At 60.5% G+C, this 23,686-nt stretch carries 31 protein-coding genes and 1 pseudogene; 27 read left to right on the forward strand and 5 right to left on the reverse strand.

Annotated elements, in window-relative coordinates; all coding sequences use genetic code 11:
• Positions 1-23 precede the first annotated feature (23 nt).
• Entirely contained in the window at positions 24-851 is an 828-nt protein-coding gene (locus tag ACF8FB_RS03140; protein ID WP_392511004.1) for an HNH endonuclease, read from the forward strand.
• 39 nt (positions 852-890) lie between these two features.
• On the opposite strand, the gene ACF8FB_RS03145 is transcribed toward ACF8FB_RS03140, so the two are convergent.
• Positions 891-1,307: a hypothetical protein gene (locus ACF8FB_RS03145; RefSeq protein WP_392511005.1), complete on the reverse strand. Its 417-nt coding sequence runs from the start codon at positions 1,305-1,307 to the stop codon at positions 891-893.
• A gap of 119 nt (positions 1,308-1,426) precedes the next feature.
• Here ACF8FB_RS03145 and ACF8FB_RS03150 point away from each other — a divergent pair, with 119 nt between their 5' ends.
• On the forward strand, positions 1,427-1,918 hold the full coding sequence (locus tag ACF8FB_RS03150) for a hypothetical protein (RefSeq protein ID WP_392511006.1): 492 nt from the start codon (positions 1,427-1,429) through the stop codon (positions 1,916-1,918).
• 35 nt (positions 1,919-1,953) lie between these two features.
• Here ACF8FB_RS03150 and ACF8FB_RS03155 read toward each other — a convergent pair whose 3' ends face one another.
• The 4 genes from ACF8FB_RS03155 to ACF8FB_RS03170 all read right to left on the reverse strand — a co-directional run bounded on the left by ACF8FB_RS03155 (position 1,954) and on the right by ACF8FB_RS03170 (position 4,079).
• On the reverse strand, positions 1,954-2,265 hold the full coding sequence (locus ACF8FB_RS03155; RefSeq protein ID WP_392511007.1) for a hypothetical protein: 312 nt from the start codon (positions 2,263-2,265) through the stop codon (positions 1,954-1,956).
• Positions 2,262-2,531, reverse strand: a complete 270-nt coding sequence (locus ACF8FB_RS03160) for a hypothetical protein (protein ID WP_392511008.1) — start codon at positions 2,529-2,531, stop codon at positions 2,262-2,264. The genes ACF8FB_RS03155 and ACF8FB_RS03160 overlap by 4 nt, the downstream gene beginning before the upstream one ends.
• A 19-nt stretch (positions 2,532-2,550) precedes the next feature.
• Entirely contained in the window at positions 2,551-2,934 is a 384-nt protein-coding gene (locus ACF8FB_RS03165; RefSeq protein WP_392511009.1) for a LuxR C-terminal-related transcriptional regulator, read from the reverse strand.
• Between the two features lie 371 nt (positions 2,935-3,305).
• Positions 3,306-4,079, reverse strand: coding sequence for a helix-turn-helix domain-containing protein (locus ACF8FB_RS03170; protein ID WP_392511010.1), 774 nt, complete (start codon positions 4,077-4,079; stop codon positions 3,306-3,308).
• Between the two features lie 11 nt (positions 4,080-4,090).
• On the opposite strand from ACF8FB_RS03170, the gene ACF8FB_RS03175 reads away from it, so the two are divergent.
• The 25 genes and pseudogenes from ACF8FB_RS03175 (at position 4,091) to ACF8FB_RS03295 (ending at position 23,680) form a co-directional block, all read left to right on the forward strand.
• Positions 4,091-4,330, forward strand: a complete 240-nt coding sequence (locus ACF8FB_RS03175; RefSeq protein WP_392511011.1) for a hypothetical protein — start codon at positions 4,091-4,093, stop codon at positions 4,328-4,330.
• A 525-nt stretch (positions 4,331-4,855) separates the two neighbouring features.
• Entirely contained in the window at positions 4,856-5,713 is an 858-nt protein-coding gene (locus tag ACF8FB_RS03180) for a replication protein (RefSeq protein ID WP_392511012.1), read from the forward strand.
• Positions 5,703-6,515: an ATP-binding protein gene (locus tag ACF8FB_RS03185; RefSeq protein WP_392511013.1), complete on the forward strand. Its 813-nt coding sequence runs from the start codon at positions 5,703-5,705 to the stop codon at positions 6,513-6,515. The genes ACF8FB_RS03180 and ACF8FB_RS03185 overlap by 11 nt, the downstream gene beginning before the upstream one ends.
• Before the next feature lie 2 nt (positions 6,516-6,517).
• Complete coding sequence (locus ACF8FB_RS03190) at positions 6,518-6,814, forward strand: DUF1364 domain-containing protein (protein WP_392511014.1); 297 nt, start codon at positions 6,518-6,520, stop codon at positions 6,812-6,814.
• Positions 6,811-8,136 (forward strand): tyrosine-type recombinase/integrase, encoded by a 1,326-nt coding sequence (locus ACF8FB_RS03195; RefSeq protein WP_392511015.1) that lies wholly within the window; start codon positions 6,811-6,813, stop codon positions 8,134-8,136. Before ACF8FB_RS03190 ends, ACF8FB_RS03195 begins: the two co-directional genes overlap by 4 nt.
• Positions 8,099-8,429, forward strand: a pseudogene (locus ACF8FB_RS03200) (hypothetical protein). Before ACF8FB_RS03195 ends, ACF8FB_RS03200 begins: the two are co-directional and overlap by 38 nt.
• 3 nt (positions 8,430-8,432) lie before the next feature.
• Positions 8,433-8,822, forward strand: coding sequence for an antiterminator Q family protein (locus ACF8FB_RS03205; RefSeq protein WP_392511016.1), 390 nt, complete (start codon positions 8,433-8,435; stop codon positions 8,820-8,822).
• 192 nt (positions 8,823-9,014) lie between these two features.
• Positions 9,015-9,983, forward strand: coding sequence for a hypothetical protein (locus tag ACF8FB_RS03210; RefSeq protein ID WP_392511017.1), 969 nt, complete (start codon positions 9,015-9,017; stop codon positions 9,981-9,983).
• Positions 9,984-10,322: 339 nt separating this feature from the next.
• On the forward strand, positions 10,323-10,646 hold the full coding sequence (locus tag ACF8FB_RS03215) for a phage holin family protein (RefSeq protein WP_392511018.1): 324 nt from the start codon (positions 10,323-10,325) through the stop codon (positions 10,644-10,646).
• 9 nt (positions 10,647-10,655) lie between these two features.
• Positions 10,656-11,396, forward strand: a complete 741-nt coding sequence (locus ACF8FB_RS03220) for a hypothetical protein (RefSeq protein WP_392511019.1) — start codon at positions 10,656-10,658, stop codon at positions 11,394-11,396.
• A 146-nt stretch (positions 11,397-11,542) separates the two neighbouring features.
• Positions 11,543-12,088: a terminase small subunit gene (locus ACF8FB_RS03225; RefSeq protein ID WP_330142778.1), complete on the forward strand. Its 546-nt coding sequence runs from the start codon at positions 11,543-11,545 to the stop codon at positions 12,086-12,088.
• Entirely contained in the window at positions 12,051-14,090 is a 2,040-nt protein-coding gene (locus ACF8FB_RS03230) for a phage terminase large subunit family protein (RefSeq protein ID WP_392511020.1), read from the forward strand. Before ACF8FB_RS03225 ends, ACF8FB_RS03230 begins: the two co-directional genes overlap by 38 nt.
• Positions 14,081-14,293, forward strand: coding sequence for a primosomal replication protein PriB/PriC domain protein (locus ACF8FB_RS03235; RefSeq protein WP_232858960.1), 213 nt, complete (start codon positions 14,081-14,083; stop codon positions 14,291-14,293). The genes ACF8FB_RS03230 and ACF8FB_RS03235 overlap by 10 nt, the downstream gene beginning before the upstream one ends.
• Entirely contained in the window at positions 14,290-15,858 is a 1,569-nt protein-coding gene (locus ACF8FB_RS03240; protein WP_392511021.1) for a phage portal protein, read from the forward strand. The genes ACF8FB_RS03235 and ACF8FB_RS03240 overlap by 4 nt, the downstream gene beginning before the upstream one ends.
• A complete protein-coding gene (locus ACF8FB_RS03245; protein ID WP_392511022.1) occupies positions 15,785-17,830 on the forward strand; it encodes a ClpP-like prohead protease/major capsid protein fusion protein in 2,046 nt (681 codons plus the stop codon). The genes ACF8FB_RS03240 and ACF8FB_RS03245 overlap by 74 nt, the downstream gene beginning before the upstream one ends.
• 66 nt (positions 17,831-17,896) lie before the next feature.
• Positions 17,897-18,211, forward strand: coding sequence for a hypothetical protein (locus tag ACF8FB_RS03250; protein ID WP_232858956.1), 315 nt, complete (start codon positions 17,897-17,899; stop codon positions 18,209-18,211).
• Positions 18,211-18,579: a hypothetical protein gene (locus ACF8FB_RS03255; RefSeq protein WP_330142783.1), complete on the forward strand. Its 369-nt coding sequence runs from the start codon at positions 18,211-18,213 to the stop codon at positions 18,577-18,579. The genes ACF8FB_RS03250 and ACF8FB_RS03255 overlap by 1 nt, the downstream gene beginning before the upstream one ends.
• Positions 18,554-19,120: a hypothetical protein gene (locus tag ACF8FB_RS03260; protein WP_330142784.1), complete on the forward strand. Its 567-nt coding sequence runs from the start codon at positions 18,554-18,556 to the stop codon at positions 19,118-19,120. The genes ACF8FB_RS03255 and ACF8FB_RS03260 overlap by 26 nt, the downstream gene beginning before the upstream one ends.
• Positions 19,117-19,719, forward strand: a complete 603-nt coding sequence (locus ACF8FB_RS03265) for a phage baseplate assembly protein V (RefSeq protein ID WP_330142785.1) — start codon at positions 19,117-19,119, stop codon at positions 19,717-19,719. The genes ACF8FB_RS03260 and ACF8FB_RS03265 overlap by 4 nt, the downstream gene beginning before the upstream one ends.
• 42 nt (positions 19,720-19,761) lie before the next feature.
• Positions 19,762-20,043, forward strand: coding sequence for a hypothetical protein (locus ACF8FB_RS03270; protein ID WP_392511023.1), 282 nt, complete (start codon positions 19,762-19,764; stop codon positions 20,041-20,043).
• 2 nt (positions 20,044-20,045) lie between these two features.
• Positions 20,046-20,372, forward strand: a complete 327-nt coding sequence (locus tag ACF8FB_RS03275; RefSeq protein WP_330142787.1) for a GPW/gp25 family protein — start codon at positions 20,046-20,048, stop codon at positions 20,370-20,372.
• On the forward strand, positions 20,369-21,349 hold the full coding sequence (locus ACF8FB_RS03280) for a baseplate J/gp47 family protein (RefSeq protein WP_392511024.1): 981 nt from the start codon (positions 20,369-20,371) through the stop codon (positions 21,347-21,349). Before ACF8FB_RS03275 ends, ACF8FB_RS03280 begins: the two co-directional genes overlap by 4 nt.
• Positions 21,346-22,068, forward strand: coding sequence for a phage tail protein I (locus ACF8FB_RS03285; RefSeq protein WP_392511025.1), 723 nt, complete (start codon positions 21,346-21,348; stop codon positions 22,066-22,068). The genes ACF8FB_RS03280 and ACF8FB_RS03285 overlap by 4 nt, the downstream gene beginning before the upstream one ends.
• Positions 22,065-22,931, forward strand: coding sequence for a phage tail protein (locus tag ACF8FB_RS03290; protein WP_330142790.1), 867 nt, complete (start codon positions 22,065-22,067; stop codon positions 22,929-22,931). The genes ACF8FB_RS03285 and ACF8FB_RS03290 overlap by 4 nt, the downstream gene beginning before the upstream one ends.
• A gap of 5 nt (positions 22,932-22,936) precedes the next feature.
• Entirely contained in the window at positions 22,937-23,680 is a 744-nt protein-coding gene (locus ACF8FB_RS03295) for a hypothetical protein (protein ID WP_330142791.1), read from the forward strand.
• Positions 23,681-23,686 lie beyond the last annotated feature (6 nt).

A 23,686-nucleotide genomic window follows, 5' to 3' on the forward strand; every position in this document is an offset into this window, starting at 1 on the left:
GACGCGTTCAGGGCTAACTATTTATGGGTGATCAAAGAACATTTTCTGGGAAGAATAAATACGGACTATCAAGAAGCATACCTGCCGATGTAAAGCGAGAGGTTCGAAAGCGTTGTGGGTTCGGTTGTATTGTGTGTGGGTGTGGACTGATTCAATATGAGCATGTTGATCCCGAGTTCCATGAAGCAAAAACTCACGACCCAGAATCTATAGTTACTTTATGCCCTACTTGTCATGCGAGTGTTACATCTAGGTTTTGGTCTAAGGAGCGAGTCAAACGGCACGCGTTAGAACCAGCATGCCTTAAAGAGGGCTTTTTAAAGCATGTGTTTGATTTTTATACCGACAGCCACCCCGCAGTCCAGTTCGGGGGGGCTCTGCTGAAAAACTGCCCAGTTCCAATAGAAGTATTTGGGACTCCACTTATTGAAATTAAGCCTCCTGAGGTTAAAGGTGGCCCATTCCTTTTGAGTGGGACGTTCTGTGATAGAGCTGGATCTCCTACACTAAAAATTGTCGACAATGAATGGATTGCGTTTTCGGATAGCTGGGATGTAGAAGTCTCTGCGGGCGGTATAGTTGTCAGAAATGGTCCAAGGGATGTTGTTCTGAAACTTAGCGTGCTCCCTCCTCATACTCTGGTTGTGGAGCGATTGAAAATGACTTATGGCTTTATCGATATTGATGTGACGGGGGATGAGCTGGTTATTAATACCAACACTTTTACTGGATGCGTTATGGATAATTGCAGAGTTGGGATTTCGGTTTTCCCTCTGCAGAAACCCGGCCTTGATCCAAGGCTCAACAAGTTAACGTCTATTTTAAGGCGTCAGATAATGATGCTGGCGTGACTCGTTGAAGTGGGAGGTGCTGGCGGGCAGCGCCGGGGGTCAGGCGGCAGCGCGAACTTTGAAGATCAGCATGGCGGTGGCGTCGTTGTTGAAGCACTCGGCCAGTTCCTGATAGGCCCGGTACTTGGCCTGGCTGCGGGTCGCTGCCCACACGCGCTGCACATAGTGGCGCGCATCGCCCAGCATGTACCGAACGTCATCCCAGTCGTACATGCCATTGGTGAGAACTTCCCACTGCTTGAGCGGCAGTTTCTCGGCCATTTCGCCGTATTGCATCTCCCAGGTGGGGTGGTAGTTGCGGATGCGCTTCTTCGGGTCGCTGTCCAGGATGACGCCGATGTAGTGGCCACTGTCGGCCATGATCACGCCGGGCTCGCCGTTGGCGATCACTCGACGCCCGACCTCGGCCGGCACACCGTAGTGACGGCGGACGTAGTCGCAGTTGAAGTTGCTCATGGATTTCTCCAAGCATGCGCCGCCCTCCGTGGCCGGATGCGGCATGGTGGCAACTGGACTTTTTGAGAAAAGTAGGTGGCGTGATATAGATAATATCCAATCACGCGGAGTGTGCTTCGATGAGTTCAGGCGATGAATATTCGGAAAAAGGTAAAGGCCTTCAGGTTGGGGATATGTCCGTGGTTATGGGCAAGATCCCACCGGGCACTCGGGTAGGTTATGGATCAGTTGTTCTTGGTGCCACGGATGAAAGGGGCAATTGCATATACAACACCCCTATGACTGTCGGATATGGGGCGAAGGGGAACTCCACAAGCGTGGTGATTGGAGCCTTTGCAGGCTCTGCCTCCGGAGTTGATGAAAGTATTCACAGTGCGTTGGACGAGATCCTGGAGCTGCTGAGGCAGAACAACTTCGGCGGGGCCGAGCCTCATGTGGAAGCTTTGCGTGAAGCTGTCAATCGAGGTGACAAGGGATTGGTTGAAAAAAGCCTTGGAGTGCTCTCCGGGCTGGCTAACGCGGTAACCGTGGCTGAGGCCGTTCCGAAGGTATCCGCCGCATTATTCACCATCAAAGGCTATTTGGCTTCAGCGGGCCTAATCAGCGAGTAACGCCGAGCTGAGAGTCTCATCTCCTTGGTTGCGCTTCACTTCAGCCAAGCTGGCCGCTTCGAACTGGCGCGGTAGTTATCCTGGGGCGCGACCTCGATCGACTTGTGGTAACGCTCCTCGAACTCCGTGCGACAGAGCACGCTGAGGTAGATGGTCCAGCGGTGCGGGATGTCGCAGACCGCGTCGACGACTTGCCGTACGCTGATCTGCTTGAGGTTCTTCCAAGTGATCAGCACCTGCTGTCCGCTGGGGTCGATGTTGACCACGGTCGCGTGGTTGGCCGAGACCAAAGCCCGGCAGGTCCGTTCCAGCCGGGAACGCATGTCGTGCGGCTTGCGCTTACTCATTGCATGCCGCCTTGCTTGCTCGCTGCGCCTGCCTCCATCGCATCCACAAATCGCATGGCCGTCCGGTAGCTGTAGGCGAAGCCCTGCTTGGCGCCGGTGGCGATCTCCACCACATCCCAGGTCTTTTCCTTGCCAGACGCTTGGTAACGCGGAGCTGACCGGCCAACCTTTGCGTGTGCTTCTGTCCTGGCTGATTTACTGCGCTCGAGCAGGGCCGCGAGCACGGCAAGCTTCTGCTCGAAAGCAGGGTGCATTGCTGTCTGCATGGGGTGATCCTCGGTGGGGTCAGGCGTGGTATTCGAAGGCCTCGGCCTTGCGAACGATTCGAACTTGGGCACTGCGGCGCTCAGGTGCGCGGCGGTCGCGGCGCATGGGGTCGCCGTCGTCGATCACCGCATGCATGGCGATGAGGCTAGCCAGGGCGATGCAGAGCGGGCTGATGATCTGCCGGCGCATGGCTTCGGCGACCATTGCGGCGCGCCTGGCAACCCTGAGTTTCAGCATTGCGTCACCGATGCGCTTTTCTACGCCGCTCTCGCTGATGCCGAAGTGCTTGGCGATTTCCTTCGTGGTGAAGCCCTGAGCTACTTCCAGAAGGCACTGCAGTTCGCGAGGCGCTAGGCCTCGGCCGAGATGGCCTATCCATGCGCCGATAGTGATCGTGTCCATGATTGATCTCGGTGGATGATTTCCCGTCTGGCCCTGTCGCCAAGGCCAACCGGTGAAATCTGCCGCGACCCGCTACTGGCGTCAGTTGCGCGGCAATCTTCTGGTTGTTCCTCCAGCCGCGGGCCTTTCGGCTTGTTCTCCCGCTGGATAACTGCATTGGCGCTTTACGCTGCACGCCCGGGGCAGTTGCCACCCCTCTGGACCGTTGAGGCCTGTCCATCGCTGCCTTCGTTGCTGACCGGTGTCGATCCGGCGACGAGGCAAATATGTACTTAAGGTTCATGTTGGTCAAGTACCAAAAGTACATAATTTTCTTTTGGGCGAAAAAAAGCCCGCCAGAAGCGGGCTCTCGAAGTCTTGCTAAAAGTCGACTAGAGGGCGGAACGCGGCCACTTGGCGTCCACCACACGCCCCACTAGGCACCATTCGCCGTCCATCTCGACTGTTGGGAATGCGGGATTTAAGGGCTTCAGGTATGCCTTCCCTGAATCCCATATGAACTGCTTGAATGTTGCCTCGTTGGAGTCAATGAGCTTCGCGACCACATATTGGCCGTGCTCTACATCGAAGCCGGGAGCCACCAGGATGACCATGCCTTCAGAGAAGGACATGCCGTTCGGGGACGTCATCGAGGGACCTTTAACCTTTAGCCAGAAGCCATTAGGGCCCGCCCAGGCGTCGGAAGGGTGCACCTCACAGGAGGCTACGTTCGATAGCTCAATTGCTTCCATAGGCATCCCGGCCTGTACCCAGCTGATCTCAGGGTATTTGTAATAACGCACCGGACCCGCAGACGGCTCAACGTTAGCGTCGAACTCTGGCCTTTCATCGACCATTTCGCCCTTTCCATACTCCAGCCACTCAAGGCGCACTTTGAGCGCGGTGGCGAGTGCAAGCATCTTCACGCCGCCAGGCATGGATTCCCCATTAAGCCATTTGCTGGCCGCCTTCGGGGTGACGCTAGCGATTGAAGCAAGACGCGCACCTGCACCCCATGCAGGGATGTCGCTGGCGGCAAGCGCTTGCTTGAGGCGGGTCGCGAACGCCGCCCTGATTTCTTCGATATGAACCATGGGTTCAATATCGCATGCGCTTGCATGTACTTTCAGTTCCGACATATTATGTACTGACAGTTCATGTTTCACCTGGAGGCCCTATGACGGCACTCAAGAAGGCGATCGACGATGCCGGCGGAGTCTTCGCTGTGTCGGTCGTCTGCGAGAGAACCCCGCGTGCTGTTTACAAATGGCTGGCCTCTGGCTGCCTACCACGCACCGAATACACGGGCGAGACCCGCTACGCGGAAAAAATTGCCGAATTGGCAAAAACAAACGGCAAGCCATTCAAGGCCAAACAACTGCTGACTGACATCGCTCCGGCCAAGTCATCTGCGTGAAGTATGCGAGGACTGGCATTCCGCTAGTAGTGATCTGAACCAGCTGTGAATTTAACCAGTAGGAGGGTGGCGATGAGGATAATTTGGCGCTTTGCTAAGCGAGCCTGGTTTGGGGGGCACTTCCAGAACGGGGTTATCTACTCTCCGCTAGAGCTGCTGCTGCTCGTAGGGTTGAAAGAAGTGCTTCGACGCAGACTTCGACGGGCTCTCCGGTGGTGCGGTTTATCAACCAAGCCGGACCGATATGTGTGGGATCGAAACTCACAACGTCTCGGAGGTTTAGTACCCCGTGCATCAAATCCATCACAAGGTAGCCCGCAGGCGACCTCACAACATATCGACCGATGTTCAGATTCGCCGCCGCAATAGTCCCTTCAACTTTCATGTCCGGCCTCCTTGGACCTTTTCGTGTGGGAGCAAAAAGCTACCACGGATGTGCCGGACACCCATAACGTCTGAATTGCAGGCATAAAAAAAGCCGCCTGGCAGGGCGGCTCTTTCTACAGCTTCAAACGAGATTAGAGCATGACAAACATCGTCCCACTTGACAAGTCCAGGGGGTTCACCCGGATGGACAACCAGCTCATGGATGGCCTGCTGGCTATCGATCTCCCGGCCCGGGAGATGAAGATTGTCCTGTACGTGGCCAAGGCCACCATTAACTTCGGGGCGGGCTCTCAGCGCATCCCGGCTTCCGACATCGCGAAAGCCATCCACGCCCACCCTGACACCGTATCCAAGGCAGTTTCGAGTCTGCTGCGTCGTCGGGTTCTGTTCCGCGAGGGCGGTGCACGGGGTGACATCGGCGTGAATGACCCGAAAAACTGGGTCTACGTAATTGAGCCGAAACAGACCAAAACCGCCGACTCGGCTGAAGTGGTCCGAATCGGCAATGAGCCGAAACAGACCAAAACCGCCGACTGCCTTCTTTATTCTAAGAATCTAATCCCCTATGTATTTCTTCCTTCGGAAGAAAATACATGCCCCCCCAGCGATGAGCAGCCGGCTCAGGCCAAAGCTGACCGCAAAGCCCCGTTCGGGAAGGCCGCCATGCTGGCTGACAATCCACACGGCCTGGACGAGTCGCTGATCGCTGACTACCTGACTGTTCGCAAGGCCGCCAAGGCCCCAGTGACGGCCCGCATTTGGGCAGGCCTCAACCTCAAGCTGGAGCAGTGCAAGGCCTTCGGCATCCAGCCCGCCCAAGCCCTAGAGGTCGCCGTCGAGAACGGATGGCGCGGCTTCGAGGTGGAGTGGGTCACCAAGCGCATCAGTGCGCAGTTGCCTGCTCAGGCCAAACCGCACAGCCGTCACCACGGCTTCGACGACCGCGACTACACCGCCGGCCTGGCCGCGCGAGAGGACGGCACCTATGCGATCTGAATCGGTGATCACTATGTCCGAGGTGAGAAACGCAGCGGGTTTCCGCGTCCAGCCCGCGCACTGCGAGCATCACGGCGACTTCGAGCAGCGTGTAACCATGCTGATGGGCCGCGAAATCGTCGGGCGTTGCCCTGTGTGCGAGAAAGCGGCCGTTGCCGAGCGCGAAGCCAAACAGCTGGCGGAGGACACCCGCCTGAAGCGTGAGACGATGACCCGCAAGCTGGGTTCGGCGCTGATCCCCAAGCGCTTCGCCGACCGCACCCTGGCCAATTACCGCGTCGAGCACGAAGGGCAGCGCAAAGCCTTGGCCTATTGCACCCGCTACGTGGCAGCTTTCTCAGAAATTGAGCGCACCGGTCGCTGCCTGATGCTGCTGGGCAAGGTCGGTACCGGCAAGACCCATCTGGGCGCCGGCATGGCCAACGAACTGATGCGCAACACCTCGGCAACGGCCGTGTACCGCACAGTCGGCGCCGTCCTGCAATCCATCCGGGCGACCTACGACCGGCATAGCGAGCAGTCAGAGGCCGACATCCTGTCCAGCCTGATCGAGCCGTCGCTGCTGGTCCTGGACGAGGTAGGGGTCAGCAAGGAGCAGCCCAGTGAATTCGAGCTGACCACCCTGTTTTCGATCATCAACGGGCGCTACGAGCAAATGCGCCCCACGGTGGTGATTTCCAACCTGAATGCGAGCCAGCTGCGTCACGCGATGGGCGAACGGTGCTACGACCGCCTGCGCGAAGGTGGCGGGGTGATTGTGCCCTTCGAGTGGGAATCGCACCGCGGCAAGGAGGAGGCCTGACCATGCGGCAAACCAAGCTGACCAAGGCCGCGCGCGGCCGGGAGTGCCAGGTGCGCATCCCGGGCGTGTGCAACGGCAACCCGGAAACCACCGTCCTGGCGCACTACCGCATGGCCGGTACCTGCGGTGTTGGATACAAGCCGAACGACCTGCAGGGCGCCTGGGCCTGCAGCGCCTGCCACGATGCTTGTGAAGGTCGCCGCAGCGACATCGGTCGCGACCAGGCCAGGCAGTACCACGCCGAGGGCGTCATGCGTACCCAGGCCCTGCTGCTGCGTGAGGGGCTGGTTTCGGCATGAGTGCAACTGTGGCGGTGAAGCTGTCCGATGCCGAGATCCGACGGCAGTCCTCTGTGCTCGGAGTGCGCGACCTACGAGACCCGCGCCACCCGGGCTTGAGGTTTCGATTTGACCAGAGCCGACAGGCTGGAACTTGGTTCCTGGTTGTTCGCCGCAAGTGGAATCGGCTCGCACGCTTCCCTGAGTATGGTCCTGCGGCCATCTTCGCCGAGTTGCCTGGCCTGCGGCAGCGCTTGCTTGGCCGCCCGGATGAGATGGTTGCATTGGCTGGCTTGGTGACGTTCAGCGACCTCCTGGCCTGGTTCAAGGATCGAGTTGCAAGTGACGCCTCGCTGTCCGATTCGTGGAAGAGCACTGTTCGCACGGTGGTCGATAAGCACTTGCAGCCCCGCCTTGGCGAGTTGCCGATATTCGCCCTGACCCCAGCAGTGCTGGACAAGTCGCTGATGTGGCCGCTCCAGGCTGAATGCTCCACGTCCTACGTTCGGCAGATTTTCAGGGTGTTGAGCCTGGCTGTGAGCACGGCGCGGGCGCTTGGGCTGATCCCCAGCAATCCCATGGCTGAGATGAAATTCACGAACTTCATTAAGACCAAGATTTCGCCAAAGGACGGCCGACTCCGTGCCGACCACCTACGAGAGGTTATGCCTGCGCTGGGGGCGCTATTCGGCTTCTCGCCCGTCGACGCCATGCTGGCACTGCTGATGATCTGCCACGGCACCCGGGTGGGCGAGAGCCGACAAGCAGAATGGGCTGACTTCGCCCTGGGGCACGCTGAGTGGTTCATTCCAGCCAAACGAACCAAGACGCGCACCGAGCACCGATTGCCGCTGACTCCGCAAGTGTGTGCCCTACTGCGCCGGTACCGTGCCATCCAGCTCGAAAGCGGGTATGCCGGCAAGTACCTGTTCCCAGGCCGCAAAGGGCAGCCCATGAGTGCCAGCAAGGCCTCGTCGGTATTCCGTCGCTTGGCCAGTCGCGAATGGTCAAGCCACGATCTGCGGAAGGTGGCGCGCACCGCTTGGCTCGACATGGGGGTGGACGGGTTTATTGGCGAAATGCTGCTCAACCACTCGCTCGGGAAAGTTGCTGATACCTACATCAAAACCAAGGGCAACGGCCTGCGACGAGAGGCCCTGGAACAATGGCATGAGTGGTTAGACGGGATTGGGTTTGCGTCGATTCACGGGTTGACGGGCGTGCAATCCGCAATTCCTCACCAAGGGCCGCAAGCTAAGCCGCGTAAGGGGCGCAGCCCAATCAACGAATTAGTTACAGGGGAGAATGCAGAACGTGAAAAACCGACTTCCGGATGGCTTTAAACAGCCGCGCCTGGACCTCGTTCAATGCCCAGTATGCAGGGGCAGGGCGGTTGTGAAGGGGGGTGTTTTATGAGCTGGTGTGCGCCGACTGCGATGGCTCAGGTTGGGTTGTTGAAGGTTCCAGGTTGGTGCTTCCGCTGGAGGAGCTAGTCACACAGCTGAGTTTCAAGCTGCAGCAGGCTCAGCGACAAATCGAAGCGCTGAAACGGCCTGCCAAAGTAGCCGGTCCGCAGCAGCAGTACCAAGAACCGAACCGCCTGGGGGCGGGCGGCACAAATTACACAGGGGATTGATCCATGATGATTCGTAAACCAGCCGGCCGTCCGTTGGGTGACACCGAGTATTTGCTGGAGCAGTGGGGGTGGTGGCGGATGGATGGAGCGGGCGTGCCTACTTGCGTGTCGCCCACGTTGGCTGTGATGCATAAGGCCATGCCGCAGGTATCCGCCAGTCGAAACTACTGCATCACTGACGACTGGGCGCTCGCTATCGACAGTGCCGTGGCGAGGCTTGCGCACCGAGACTCACAGATGGGAGACATTATCTGGCTGTACTACGGGGCGAAATGGCCAATGTTGCGGGTTGGTAAGCACTTTGGAATCAGCGAGGGAAAAGCCAGGGAATTAGCCAGAGCAGGGGTAGCGTGGATCGATTGCGCTGTTAGCGTAATGCGCGAAGCGGCATGAATACTCGATCGCATGAATGTGACACTCTTTTACTCTTGGTCTCGTAAGGCGCGTTCTGATCGCTAGGCGTGCATCGAATACCAGACTTCTGCCTAGCCTACCACACGCCTGGCTGATGTAGAGAGGCTGGAAGAAAACAGTAATTCTCAGCTATCCTGTGCCAGTCGGAGAATGCCGAGGGCGGTGTACAATATGTCAATGCTCGATAACGCTGTGCAGTCTATTCAGATTGGAATGGAAGACTTTCATGAGGAGGATGAGCGGCGATTACTTTCTGCCATCCGAAATCTATATGCCGGTATTCTGCTGTTGTTCAAGTATAAGCTCCAACAGTTGAGTCCGGCGGGTTCTGACGAGGCATTGCTGAAAACTAAAGTCCTACCTGCTGTCGATCCTACAAATGGGACAGTTGTATGGGTCGGTAAGGGGAAAAAGACTGTAGAAGTGCAGGAGATTATCGAGCGTCTCAATGCGCTTGGGGTGAGTGGTGTTGACTGGAAGCTTCTCACTGCGCTTCAGGGTATACGCAATGACATTGAGCATTATTTCAGTCCGCTACCTAACGAACGGATGAAAGAAGCGGTCGCAAATTCGCTGCATCTGATTACACAGTTTTGCGAGCCTCATCTTGAAGAGCGACCTGTGGAGATATTGGGTCAACAGTGCTGGGATATGATGTTGAGTGTGGCAACGTTTTTTGATGCTGAACTGGAAAGCTGCAAAGCAAACCTGGAGTCGGTTGAGTGGCCGTTCCAAGAGGTCAGGGATGCTACCAGTCATATGGTCTGCCCTGAATGTGAGTCCCGACTTATTAAAGTGGTAGATACTTCAGCGCAACGTGATTCGATTAGCTTCCTATGCCAAAGCTGTCAATGTGAATCATTATATTGCCAAGTTGTAGGGCCTGCAGTTGAGGCCAGCTTGGCTGGGTTCAATCATTGGAACGTGAGGAAAGGTGGGGAACCAGCTACTTGTGTATGCCCAGAGTGTGGTTATGACTCGTTGCTAGTGGAAGAGAACAAATGCGCCGCATGTTTCTATGAGTTCGAATACACACATTGCGAGTGGTGTGAAGAGTCGCTTTCTATAGACGAACGTCAGTATTCTGAAGGGACGTGCGGTTATTGTCAGAATCGGTACGACCGCATCATGGCAGAGTAGAGACTGTACTAGGAACGTCGTAAGCCTTATCTGTCTGATGGCGTGCGGCACCATTCAGGTTAGCGTCAGGAGGCTCAGGGTAAGTAATCACTAAGCCAAGATAGGAAGGAATCCAGCAAATTTTTACTTTTCCGCGCGGAATAGTTCTGTTTTCATAGCAGCGTGTGTTGCTGTGAACGCAGCGTGACGCTTTGTAGAGCCCGGCCCTGAGCCGGGTTTTTTGTGCCCATTCTCAAGCCCCGCCATCATGTGGGGCTTTTTCGTTTTCGGCCCTACGCCTGCTCCTAGCTTCCAGCGGATGCCAGTGACGTAGGAGCCGACCTTATCAGAGGAATGCAGATGAACAACGAGCATCAGGCGCTCGCTGATGTGCCCTTGTGGCTGTTGGTGCTGCTGAGCATGGCGGGTTTGTCCGGTGAGATGTTGCGTGCTTCGGGCGCCGACCTAAGTCTGCGTCAGATCCTGCAACGAGTGGCTCTGCGGTTTCTCGCGTCAGGGCTGCTCGGCATGGCCACGCTGCTGTTGGCCATGGCCCTCTGGAGCAATCTCTATCTTGCAGCTGGCCTTGGGATTGTCATTGCCGTGATTGGAGCCGATGTCGCCGGTGGCCTATACACGCAGTTCTTGGCCAAGCGCGCCGGGGTTTTCAGCGAGGAACGGTGAGGGCTGGTCATGATTGACCTGAAGTTGGATATAAATAGCGTCCCGCTGGCCCGGGAAATATCGGACATTCAGCGCAAGCAGATTCCGTTTGCCCTGCTGCTCGCGCAAACGCGCCTGGCCACCCATCGCATCAAGCCGGGCATCACCCAGGTCATGGCCAAGCGCCTGGACCGGCCGACGCCGACCACCCTGCGCAGCCTGTTTGTCCAGGCGGCGACCAAGAGTCGCGGTGCGAAAGTCTGGTTCAAGGATTCCTGGACCACCGGCATTCCCGCTGACACCTACCTGCAGCAGGCGGTGCAGGGTGGCGCTCGACCGCACAAGCGTTTTGAGAAATCACTGATCGCCCAGGGCCTGATGAAGGCCGGGCAGTACGCGGTGCCCAATCGTGGCCTGTTGAACCAATACGGCAACGTCTCGCGCGGGGTGATGACCCGCATCCTTTCCGGCCTGGGCGCTGCCGAGAGCCGGCGCGGCTATCAGGCCAACGCCACGGGCAGCCAGCGCAGCCGGCGCAAGGGCAATGCCGAGCGTTATTTCGTCGGCACGGTCGGCAATGAGTCGGGCATCTGGGAGCGCAAGGCTTCCGCGTTCGGCGAGGGCGTGAAACCGGCATTCATTTACACCGACGGCGTCCCGCAATACCGCGTGATCTTTCCGTTCTTCAAGATCGGCGAAAACATCGCCAAGACGCACGGGCAGGCCGAGCTGGCCCGAGCCCTGCGCGAGGCAATCCTGACCGCGAAATGAGGTCGCGCGAGGCGTGGCCTGGCGCCCGGCACAACCTACCCCCCGCTCAATGGGTCCTCCCGGACCCGCCGGCGCTAGGGGGTAATTCGGGCCCCGCCTTTTCGCTATGTATGACCCAAATTCGGAGGTTGGTTGTTGTTTAGTCCATGACAAATCCAACGATTACCCGACAGCCGTTCTGGCTGAACAAAAAACGCATGGCCGAAAGCCTCGGGATTTCGGTTCAAGCCTTTGACAAATGGGGCGTCGAGCCGGTCGCCAAGATCGGCCGCGAGTCGTTTTACGACGTTCGTTCGGTGGTGGATAACCGCCTGCAGCACCAAAGCGGGAAACAACAACTCGGCGGTGACGATATCGACCCCCTGGCCGAGGCGAAGCTGCTGCAGGAGCGTTTGCGCCTGACCAAGGAGCAGGCCGACGCCCAGGCGATGCGAAACGAGGTCAAGCGCCGCAACTTGGTGCCGGCCGAATTCATGACGTTTGCCATCAGCCGCCTGGTCAACTTGATCGGGTCGACCCTCGACACCGTGCATACCAAGGTCAAGCGCAAGCACCCCGACATCGAGCCTCGCCATCTGGAAGCGGTACAGCGCGAGGTGGCCGTTACGCGTAACGAAGCGGCAAGCCTCGATCAGCGATTACCGGAGATTCTTGATGAGTTCCTTTCAGCCATGGATGACGAATCTGGCTAACGCGGTTCGCGTAGGCCTGTCGGCGTTGTTCAAAGAGCCGCCGATGACAGTTGTCGAATGGGCGGACAAGCATTTTTACCTGTCGTCGGAGTCTTCCTATCAGGAAGGTCGATGGACAACCGCACCGTTTCAGGTGGCCATCCTCAATGCGATGGGCAATGACCTGATCCGCGAAGTCAACTTCGTCAAGTCGGCGCGCCTTGGCTACACCAAGATGCTGATGGCGTTCATCGGCTACCTGATCCAGCACAAGAAACGCAATGTGCTGATGTACTGCCCGACCGAGGGGGACGCCGAGGGCGTCATGAAGCGGCACATTGAGGGCATGATTCGTGATGTGCCGGTGGTGCTCGAACTGGCGCCCTGGTACGGCATGAAGCACCGCGACAACACCCTGGAGGCCAAGTGTTTTGCCAACCGCAAAATGCTGTGGTGCCTGGGTGGCAAGGCGGCCCGCAACTACCGGGAGAAAAGCCCGGACACCGTCATTTACGACGAACTGTCAAAATTTGACGAGGATATCGAAGGCGAGGGCGCCCCGACCTTCCTGGGGGACAAGCGCCTGGAAGGGGCCACTTTCAAGAAATCGATACGCGGTTCGACGCCGACCGAGGCCGAGAAATGCCAGATTACCCGCGCCGCCATCGAGTCGTCCCACGACCTGCGGTTCAACATCAAGGCGCCTTGCTGCGGCACCGAACTGGTATTGCAGTGGGGTGGCAAGGACGAGCCGTCGGGTATCAAGTGGCGAGTCAATGACCGCCAAGAAGTCGAGGCGGCATGGTATCTGTGCCCGCATTGCCAGGGTGGCACTTTCGAGTATCACGAAATGGTCACGGCGGCCGCCGAGTCGGGCTGCTGGGTGTGCGAGCGTTCGGGTATCTGGACCCGCGACAGCATGGAGTGGTTCGACGCCTCGGGGGAGCCGACCGTAACGCCGCGTTCGGTGACTTTCAGCGTCTGGACGGGCTATTCAACCTTCACCACTTGGGTGGATATCGCCACCGACTTTGTGAAGGTCGGCAAGGACCGAGGCAAGCTGAAAACCTTCGTCAATACCACCCTAGGGGAGGTGTGGGAGGAAGACCAGGGCGAAAAACTCGACTGGGAGCAGCTGCGCGACCGCCGCGAGGTGTTCGGCGAAGTGCCCGCCAGGGCGGTGGCATTGTTCGGTGGTATCGACACCCAAGACGACCGCTACGAGGGCCGGGTTTGGGCTTACGGCCCGGGCGAGGAAGCGTGGTTGGTGCACCGGTTTATTCTCACTGGCGACCCGGCCAGCATTGAACTGCGGCGCAAAGTGGGGCGTGAGATTCACCGTCATTTCAAGCGCGCTGACGGCACGGTCATGCGCGTGGAACGCTGGTGTTGGGACTCGGGCGGCCACTACTCCGACGAAGTGCGCGCGGAGAGCCGCAAGCATGGCGTCCAGTGGGTGATCCCGATTTTCGGGGCCAGCACCTACGGCAAGCCCATTGCCAACTTCCCGCGCAAGAAAGACAAGCGCAGCAAGGTCTACCTGACCGAGGTCGGCACGGACAACGCCAAGGAGCTGATTTACAGCCGCTTGAAGCTGCAGCCGGACGGGCTGCGCCCGGTGCCTGGTTGCATCCACCTGCCAGCCGACGAGCTGATTTGTGACGAAAACGAGCTGCAACAACTGACCAGCGAGCGCAAGAAATGGGCGGTAATCAAGGGCCGGCGCGTCATGCGCTGGGATGCCGGCGGCCGCCGTAACGAAGCGCTCGATTGCGCCGTGTATGCCCTGGCCGCGCTGCGTATCAGTCAGCAGCGGTTCGGCCTGGACCTCGATCTGTTGGCCAGCCAGAACCCCGACACCGGGGTATGGGAAGTCGAAGACGACGAAGACGACGCGCCCCAGCCGGAGGCGCAGCCGTCACCGGCTGAGTTGCCGGCACCGGCGCCTGCGTCTGAGCCGGAATCCCAACCCCAACCCGCCAGCGGCGATTGGATCAATACAGGAGGCAGCGGATGGCTGTAACAACTGCGCAGGACATGGTCGATATTTACCTGCAGGCCGAGCGCGACCTGCTGGAGGGTGGTAAAGACGTACAGATCAACGGCCGACGCATGACGATGGCGGAGCTTCCGCAGATTCGCGCAGGCCGACTGGAGTGGGAGCGCCGGGTATCGGCCGAGGCCCGCAAGGGCCGTTCGGGGCATTCCCTGGCGGTGTTCGGATGATCGGGGAGCTGCTGGACCGGGCCATTGCGCCCTGGGCGCCCAAGAAGGCCTTGGAGCGCATGCACGCCCGTAGCGTGATCATGGCCTACGAGGCCGCCAAGCCCTCCCGGATCCATAAGGCGATACGCGAGACCCGCAGCGCTGACGCGGCTCTGCAGCCGGCGCTGCAATCCATGCGTGAGCAAATCCGCGCCTTGGAAGAAAACCATGACCTTGTCACTGGCGTATTTGATCGTCTTGATGAGCGGGTGGTGGGTGGCCCCGGTATCGCTGTGGAGCCTATCCCATTGCGTTATGACGGTACGGTGCACACTGCGTTTGCTGCAGCGATCAAGGCGGCTTGGGCGGAATGGTCGCTCAAGCCCGAGGCTTCCGGCGAGCTGACCCGGCCGCAGGTTGAGCGCCTGGTGTGCCGCACCTGGTTGCGTGACGGTGAGGCCCTGGCGCAGATGCTGCAGGGCAGCGTGCCCGGCTATGAGCATCTGACCAGCGTACCCTTTGCCCTGGAGTTGCTGGAGCCGGATTACCTGCCAATCGGTTACAACGATTTTGGCAATGGCATTGTCCAGGGCGTTGAGCGCAATGCGTGGCGTCGGGTGAAGGCCTATCACCTGCTCAAGCAGCACCCCGGCAGTCTGGGGGCGCTGAACTTTGCACAAAGCACCAAGCGCGTGCCGGCCGAGCAGATGATTCACATTGCCCACCGCAAGCGCATTGGACAAAACCGGGGCGTTCCGCTGCTGCATTCGGTCCTGATCCGCTTGGCGGATATCAAGGATTACGAGGAAAGCGAACGGGTGGCCGCGCGGATCAGTGCCGCGCTGGTCATGTACGTCAAGAAGGGCACCCCCGATGACTACATCTTGCCCGGTAAGGGGCAGGAGCAAGCGCAGCGGTCGTTCAACTTCGCGCCGGGCATGGTGTTCGACAACCTGTTGCCCGGCGAGGAAGTGGGCACGATTGAGAGCAACCGCCCTAACCCGTTCCTTGAAGGGTTCCGCAATGGCCAGCTCAAAGCCATTGCCGCCGGTGCGCGCAGCACCTATTCGAGCGTGGCCCGCAGCTACGACGGCACTTATTCGGCGCAACGCCAAGAGCTGGTCGAGGGCCAGCTGGGCTACGACCTGCTGCAGCACGAATTCATCGACTACTGGTGCCGGCCGGTTTACCGCGCCTGGCTGCGAATGGCGGTCATGGGTGGTCACCTCAAACTGCCACCAGAGGTTAACCCCCTGACGCTCTACGGCGCGTTTTATCAGGGGCCTGTCATGCCCTGGATCAATCCAGTGCATGAGGCGACCGCGTGGGAACTTCTGGTCAAAGCCGGCTTTGCCGACGAGGCCGAGGTGGCGCGCTCGCGTCAACGCAATCCCTCGGAACTCAAGGCATCCCGCACGGCGGAAATCCAGCAGAACCGGGAGGCCGGGCTGGTTTTCAGCTCGGATTACTACCACCAGACCTACGGGGTAAAGCAAGGAAATGAACCAACCGATGGCAACAACGAGCCCGCCGATGTGGATGGCTCCACAAGGGTCGACGGGGCCGGCAACCAATCCGGCGAGTAGCTGGTACAGCATGCGCGCCGGCGTTCAAGTCGGCAGCGTGGAGCTGGACCTGTTCGGCGAAATCGGCGCCGAGGGCATCACCGCGCAGCAGTTCGCCAACGATCTGCGCGCGCTCGGTGACGTGTCACAGATCAATCTGCGCATCAATTGTCCCGGCGGCGCGGTGTTCGAAGGGATGGCCATCTACAACCTGCTCAAGCACCACAAGGCCCGCAAAGTCGGCGCCGTCGTGGCGCTGGCGGCGAGCATGGGCAGCGTGGTGTTGATGGCGTGCGACGAGGTCCGCATTCCGGCCAACGCCATGATCATGATTCACAAGCCATGGGGCATTCAGGGTGGCAACGCCGAGGCCATGCGCAGCTATGCCGACCAGCTGGATATGTTCGGGGCCAGCATGACAGCCGCCTACACCGAGAAGACCGGCAAGACCGCCGAGGAAATCGACGGGCTGCTGAGCGCTGAAACCTGGATGACCGGCACCCAGGCTGTCGCCCTGGGCTTTGCCGACGTACTGCTCGAGCCGGTCGAGGCGTTCGGCAAAATCACTTCCAACCGTTATAAGGATTTCATCAACATGCCCACTGCAGCCCAACAGTTCTTCGCTCCCCAGGGTTCGACCACCGTCGTTCCTCCCGCGACTCCCCCGGCCGCCCCGCCACAAAACCCTGTCGAAACCGTCGAGCAAATCCAGGCGCGGGTGCTGGCCGCCGACGCCACGCGCCGTACCAGTATCACCGCCGCGTTCGCCCCGTTTGCTGCGCATGCTGCGCTGCGCGATACCTGCCTGAACGACACCAACTGCACCGTCGAGCAGGCCAACGCCAAGCTGCTGGCCGCCATCGGCCAGGCGACCACCCCGACCGGCTCGCTCGGCCACCCTGGTCATGTCTCCAACGGCAACCTGGTGGGCGACTCGGTGCGCGCTTCGCTGTACGCCCGGATCGGCCTCGGTGAGTTGCAACCGGACAACCGCTACAACCACATGAACCTGCGTGAGCTGGCCCGTGCTTCGCTGGATGGTCGCGGCATCAACGTGTCGAGCCAGAACATCGTCAACATGGTCGGCATGGCCTTCACTCACACTTCCAGCGACTTCGGCCGCATCCTGATGGATGCTGCTTACAAGTCGCTGCTGACGGGGTGGGAGGAAGCAGAAGAAACCTATCACCTGTGGACCAAGAAGGGCCGTCTCGGTGACTTCAAGGTTTCCAACCGTGTAGGCCTGGGTCAGTTCTCGTCGCTGCGTGAGGTGAAGCCGGGGGCGGAGTACAAGCACATCACCCTGGGCGATACCGGGGAGACTATCCAACTGGCCACCTACGGCGAGATTTTCAGCATCAACCGCCAGGCCATCATCAACGACGACCTCGACGCGCTGACGCGCATTCCTGCCCTGATGGGGCAGGCGGCGCGGGCGACAATTGGTGACCTGGTGTATGCCCTTCTGATCGACAGCCCGAAGATGAGTGACGGGAAACCGCTGTTCGACGCGTCCCGTAACAACCTGTTCGGCGCTGGCTCCAAGCTGTCGCTGGAGGCCCTGAGCGCTGCCAAGACCGCCATGCGCCTGCAGCAGGCCGTCGTGGCCAAGGGCGCCAAGGCTCGTCCGCTGAACATCCAGCCGGCCTATGTGATTACCCCGGTGGCGCTGGAAGACAAGGCCAAGCAAATCATCAACTCGGCATCGGCACCGGGCACTGACAGCAACGCCGGAATCGATAACCCGATTCGCGGTTTCGCCAAGGTGATCGGTGAACCGCGCCTGGACGCGGCATCCGCCAGTGCTTACTACATGGCCGCCAAGCAAGGTTCGGACACTATCGAAGTGGCCTACCTGGACGGCATCGAGCAGCCGTATTTCGAGACGCACGAAGGCTTCACCAGCGATGGCATGGCCACCAAGGTGCGAATCGACGCCGGCGTTTCGGCGCTCGATGCCCGTGGCCTGAACAAGTCGACCGGCGCGAACTGACCGCCCCGGCGTTACCCATAACACCCCGCGCTTGCGGGGTTTGTTGTTTCTGGAGCATGAGAAACCATGAGTACCAACTATGTGAGCAATGGCCGGACCGTGACCCTGCCCGCACCAACCGGCGGGTCGACTGCCGGTATCCCCCAGGTGATTGGTGACCTGGCGGTGATGCCGCTACAAAGCGGGTCTAAAGGCGCAATCATCACTTACCAGACCGAGGGCGAATGGGATGCGCCGGCCGCCGCCGGCATGCTGGTTGGCAGCAAGGTCAATGTTCTGGATGGCCAGCTGGTGCCACCGGAAACCGCGGAATCCAAGCCGTTCGGCAAGCTGACCAGCAATGTGGTCAACGGCTTCGCCTCTGTGCTGATCGTGCAGTGATGGACCGCACGAGCATGCGCGAGCGGATGGCAGCGCGCACCGTCCGGGCGCTTGTCCGTGTGGGTGACCGCGCAACGCTGGAGGACGGCACCGAGGTGTTGGGCCTTTTCGATAACCCGTCCCTCGATCCCCAGTTGGGCAGCAAGCGTGCGGCCAAAGGCATCGACGCGGCTGAGCTGGACGAGCCACGGTTTACGGTGCTGTCGGCTGACGCCGAGCGTCTGCCCAGGGGCGCCGCCCTGACCATCGAACTGCCGTCCCATGAGGGCGGTGGTCCATATACCGTGGTACGGCCAGAAGCTACCGGCGACGGCATGGTTGCCCTGGTGCTGGAGGTGAAGCATGCAAGAACCGCCGATATCTTCTGATGAGCCGCCGGTTATCCCCAGCGAGTTAAAGCAGTTGCATGACGCGATGACCGCGACCCTGCAGGCGGAGCTGCCTCAGTTCCAGCTGGTCGAGGCTTACCCAAAGCTGATCAAAGAGGGCATGAAGCTGCCGGCGTTGCTGTACGCGGCAACCAATTTTGCCCCCGGCAATGATCCAGGTGACGGGCGCCTGTGCCTCACAGTGACGTTTGAGGCGCTGGTGTTGCTGGAGTCCAGCCGCGCCCTGGCGCCGCTGCAGGCGGCCATTCTGGCCAGCAAGCTGATGAAGGTGCTGCAGCTGCAGTATTGGGCGGTCGACTTTGTCGGCCCGACTGAGAACGTGCAGGCCATGCCGGCGGAGTTTGTGCCCGAGCTGGCCCGCTGCGTCGGCTGGGCGGTGCAATGGCAGCAGGACGTTTACCTGGGCGAAACCGAGTGGCCCTGGGAGAACGAGGCGCCGGGCTCGCTGGTATTCGCCATCGACCCGGACAGCGGTCCAGGCAATGAGGGAAGTTATCAGTCACCGGAGGCCATGGCATGAGTTACCCGCTCGCGCAGATGGACCGCATGATGGCCGGCCTGGTGATCCCTTGTTACGTCGTGGGGGTGGACCTGGCGGCCGCCAGGGTGCGGGTGTCCGATGGTGGCGACTGGACCAGCGCCTGGGTGCGCTGGCACTCCGTTGCCGCCGGCAAGGCCCGCCACTGGCGTGCGCCGAGCATGGGTGAGCAGGGAGTACTGGTGAGCCCGAGCGGCGAGCCGGCGCAAGGGACGTTCGTTCCTGGCCTGTACGGCAACGCCGGCGCACCGCCGGACAACCGCGACCATGTCGAGGTGTGGCGGTTCGATGATGGCGGCTCCCTGGTCTACGACTGGGCGGCCAAGAGCTACACCATCAAGCTGCCAACCGGCACGGTCAACATCGAGGTCGGCAGCAGCAAGGCGATGGTTACCGACGACGCGATCACCGCCAAGTCCATCGCGATCAGCGCCGAGGCCGAGAGCATCACGGCTAAGGCAACCCTGATCACCTTGCAGGGCGCCGTGCAGATCGACGGGCCGTTACGCGTAACGGGCGACATTCTCGGCCTCGGGAAAATCATCGACACCGCCGGCAACACAGCCAACCACAAACACTGACAGCCCGCTCTCGCGGGCTTTGTCTTTTCTGGAGCATCACTTATGGCAGTCAAGAAAACCGCCGCGACTGACGCGGCTGCGAATGCGGACGAATCCGCAGTTGTACCTGGTGCCGACGGCACTGACACCGCCCTTGCGGCCGCTACGCCGGCCGGTGTGACCTTCACCGATAGCGCCTTCACCTCGCGCTCGTTGTTCCTGCAGGCCGGTGACGACCTGCGCGAGTTCAAGGTGCTGGCTGGCCGCGTGACTGTTCAGGCCGACGACGCCGAGGCGCTGGCGTTCCTGGGTGGCCACGCCGACCTGCAGCGCCTGGACGGCTAACCATGATTGGCCTGGATCGGCGAACCGGCCAGCCACTTTCGGGCCTCGATCACCTGAAACAGTCGATTGAGGACATTCTGACGACCCCCGTGGGCAGTCGGCGCATGCGGCCGGAGTACGGCAGCCACCTGCGCCGCTTTGTCGACCTGCCGGTTAACGAGGGCTGGAAAAGTGCCGTGCAGGCCGAGGTGGCCCGTGCCCTAGGCCGCTGGGAGCCGCGTTTACGGCTGGAGCGGGTGAAGGTGGTTTCCGTGCTCGATGGCCAGATCGGCCTGCAGCTGATGGGCCAGTACCTGGGCAACGCGGTTGTCTTGGAGGTGACTGCATGATTGATCTTTCTTTGCTCCCGCCGCCCGACGTGGTGGAAACCCTTGAGTTTGAAACGCTGTATCAGGAAGTGCTGGGTATCTTCCGCAGTCACATGGACGACCAGTGGACGGCGCTGTTGGAGTCCGACCCAGTCGTCAAGTTGATGGAGGTCATGGCCTATCGTGAGCTGCTGATGCGCGCGCGGGTCAACGCGGCGGCCAAGGCCAGCTTGCTGGCTTATGCCAAGCGCGGCGACCTGGACAACCGCGCCGCCGATTACGGTGTGAAGCGGCTGACCATTCGAGCGGCCGATCCTGACGCGGTGCCGCCTGTTGAGGCGGTGATGGAAGACGACGAGGCGCTGCGCTATCGCACGCGGCTGTCGCTTGAGGCGCTGTCCGTTGCCGGCAGTCGCGGCGCGTATGAGTACCACGGCCTGACTGCCTCGGCCGAGCTGACCAATGTGTCGGTCGATTCGCCCCGGTTTTCCGGGGTCGCGCTCGACGCCGCGGTTAAGGCACAGCTGCCGGCCGGGGCCATTGTGGTGGTCTGCGACTACGACGCCGGCTTGGTCAATCCGCTGCCCGGCGACGTATCGCTGGCCATCCTGCCGAGGCTGGACAGCACCACGCTGCCGGCGGAGCTGGTGGCCACGGTGCAGGCGGCGCTGTCGGCCGAGAGCGTGCGACCGGTCACTGATCGTCCGCGCGTCCAGGTGGGCGCCCCGAGCGACTTCCAGGTGCAGGCGGTCCTGCACGTTGAGGCAGGGCCAGACCCGGCGGTCGTCAAGGCGTCCGCCCGGAAAGGCCTGGATGCGGCCATTGCCGAAGCGCGGCGCCTGGAGGGGCAGTTGCCGCTGTCAGCGATCTACGCGGCGTTACACGTAACGGGCATTAGCCAGGTCGACCTGGTGCACCCGACCGAAGGCGTCGTGTGTGACAAGCGGCATTACCCCAACTGCACATCAATCGCGCTGACTACCCAGGTGGCGACATGAGTCTGCTACCGCATAACGCCACGCTGCTGGAGCGCGCACTGGAGCAGGCCAGCGAGCAGGGCATAGACCCGGAAATCATTCGGGGGGTTGCCGACTCGACGCGCTGCCCGCCGGACTTCCTGCCATGGCTCGGCTGGGCCTGGAAGGTCGAGGGCTGGGAGGCGGCCAACACCAACGCCCAGCGCCGCGAGCTGGTCCGCGAGGCGATCCCGGTTCATAAGACCAAGGGCACCGTCGGCGCGATCCGGCGGGTGCTCAAGGCGGTGCGGGTCAACGCGGATTTCAAGGAGTGGCACCAAATCCCGAACGCGGCGCCGTACACGTTCCAGGTCACAGCCTGGGCGAACGAGAACCGCGAGGGGGAGGGCTCAATTATCTCGCCGCAATTGGGCGAGCGCTTGCGCGCCTTGGTCGACGCGGCAAAGAACGAGCGCAGCCACTACGAGTTTCGCCTGGGAGCGCGCTTCGACGGCGGCCTGCTGTTTGCCAACGCCGCCCGAGGTCGCGGTCTGCACCGCCTGAGCATGAATGCCCAGGCGGTGCAGATCGATGTGGCGGTGCAGGGCCTGCAGTTCGCCAATGCCACCCGGTCGTTCGGCGTTTCTCGGCGGTCTGTCGAGGCCCTGGGCGTTCCGATCAACGCTGAATCCGGCTTTGTGGTCGCCAGTGCGACCCGCGCCCTAATCGTCATGCGCAGCACGATGGAGGCTGTTCTATGAGTACCCCGTTACAACCTGTGTTCACCAAGGCGGGGCTGGCGGCAATCCTGCGCGCCGATAACACCGGCATCGCGGCGCAGATCACCCATATTGCCCTGGGCACCTCGGGCTACACGCCGTCGGCCGACCAGAAAAGCCTGGTTGCGCAAACGGCCAAGTACCCGATTGCCGGCGGCGAGCGCCTGAGCAGCACCTTGCTGCACCTGACCGCCCTGGCCGATGGTGACAGCGCCTTTTGGGTGCGGGAAATCGGCTTTCTGCTGAGCGACGGCACCCTGCTGGCGGTGTGGTCCGATCCCTCGCAGCCGCTGACCTATAAGTCGGCGGACACCGACTTACTGCTGGCCTACGACCTGTCGCTGTCAGCGTTGCCGGCGGACAGCGTGACGATTGTCAGCAATGAAGCCGGGCTAAGCCTGAGCCTGGCCGGGCCGTTGGCGGCGCAAGCGCAGGCGTTGATTGCTGAGCAGTTGCGCGGCCTGCAGCAGCAGGACCAGCTCGACCAGCAAAGTCAATGGCAGCGCGTGGCAGGCGAGCAGATATCCCGCTTGCTGTCGCGTATGTCGGAGGTGGAGCGGCGCCAGGATGCTGACCGCGAAAACCTGTCCAGCGCAGTCGTCGGCAACGCCGCCGCCGTAGTGGCCGATCAACTGCTCGGCCTGCAGCGTCAGGAGCAGTTGGACGCCTTGGCCGATGCTTCGCGCCGATCTGGCGTGGTGCTCGACAACCATACACAGCGCCTGCAGGCCGCAGAGCTGCGCCAAGACATCGACCGGGAAAACCTGTTGAGCGTCTCAGTTAGCAACGCAGCGGCGGTTATTGCGCTGCAAACCCTTGTAAGCAAAAACACCTTTGGAGCATAAGACGTATGAGTCTCGAAACTGATGTGGCCAACCTGGTTACAAAAACCACCGCGCTGATTGACTATTTCGGCAGCAAGAAATCGGGTATTGAGGCGGCGGTCGCTGCTGCTATTGCGGCTATCCCGTCGGCTAACCGGACATGGTACGTCAACCAGTTGACCGGCCTGGACACCAACGACGGCAACACCGCCGACAAGCCGTTCAAGACCATCGAAAAAGCCCTGTCGAGCACCCCGGTTGGCGGGCTTTGCACCGCACTTCTGCAGGCCGACTATGTGATGTCGGGCACCATCAACATTCAAGGTCGCGTGCTGTTCCTGCAGAGCGACGTAACTGACACCATGCGCAAACTCACCTCGGGTTATGCGTTGTCGCCGACCGGCTTGAGCAACCTGTTGCATAGCTTCTCGGGCTGGGGTGGCTCCACAGTGCTGCTGCGGGATATTGAAGTTGTGCTCCCTTCGGCTACGGGCTTAAACCCTGCGCCGGCCGGCACCAACAACAGCTTTTTCCGCACCCTGGACTTGGGAGCGTCCCCGATCTTCCCTGTCAAAATGTCCAACTGCAAAGTTACCGACACTGCCGGTGCTACGGCTTACATGGCAGCCGCGACATATACCGCAATCATGTTTGAGGTCTACCTGACCACCTTCCCATCCGGTATGGCTGGCCGTTACTTCGTTGGTGTGGCAGCGGGGACCGCTGCCAACACTGTGGCCAACGTAATGACCAACCTTTCCACTCTGTAAGGATTC

This window comes from Pseudomonas sp. yb_2 (assembly GCF_043103905.1).
Taxonomy (GTDB): domain Bacteria; phylum Pseudomonadota; class Gammaproteobacteria; order Pseudomonadales; family Pseudomonadaceae; genus Aquipseudomonas; species Aquipseudomonas alloputida.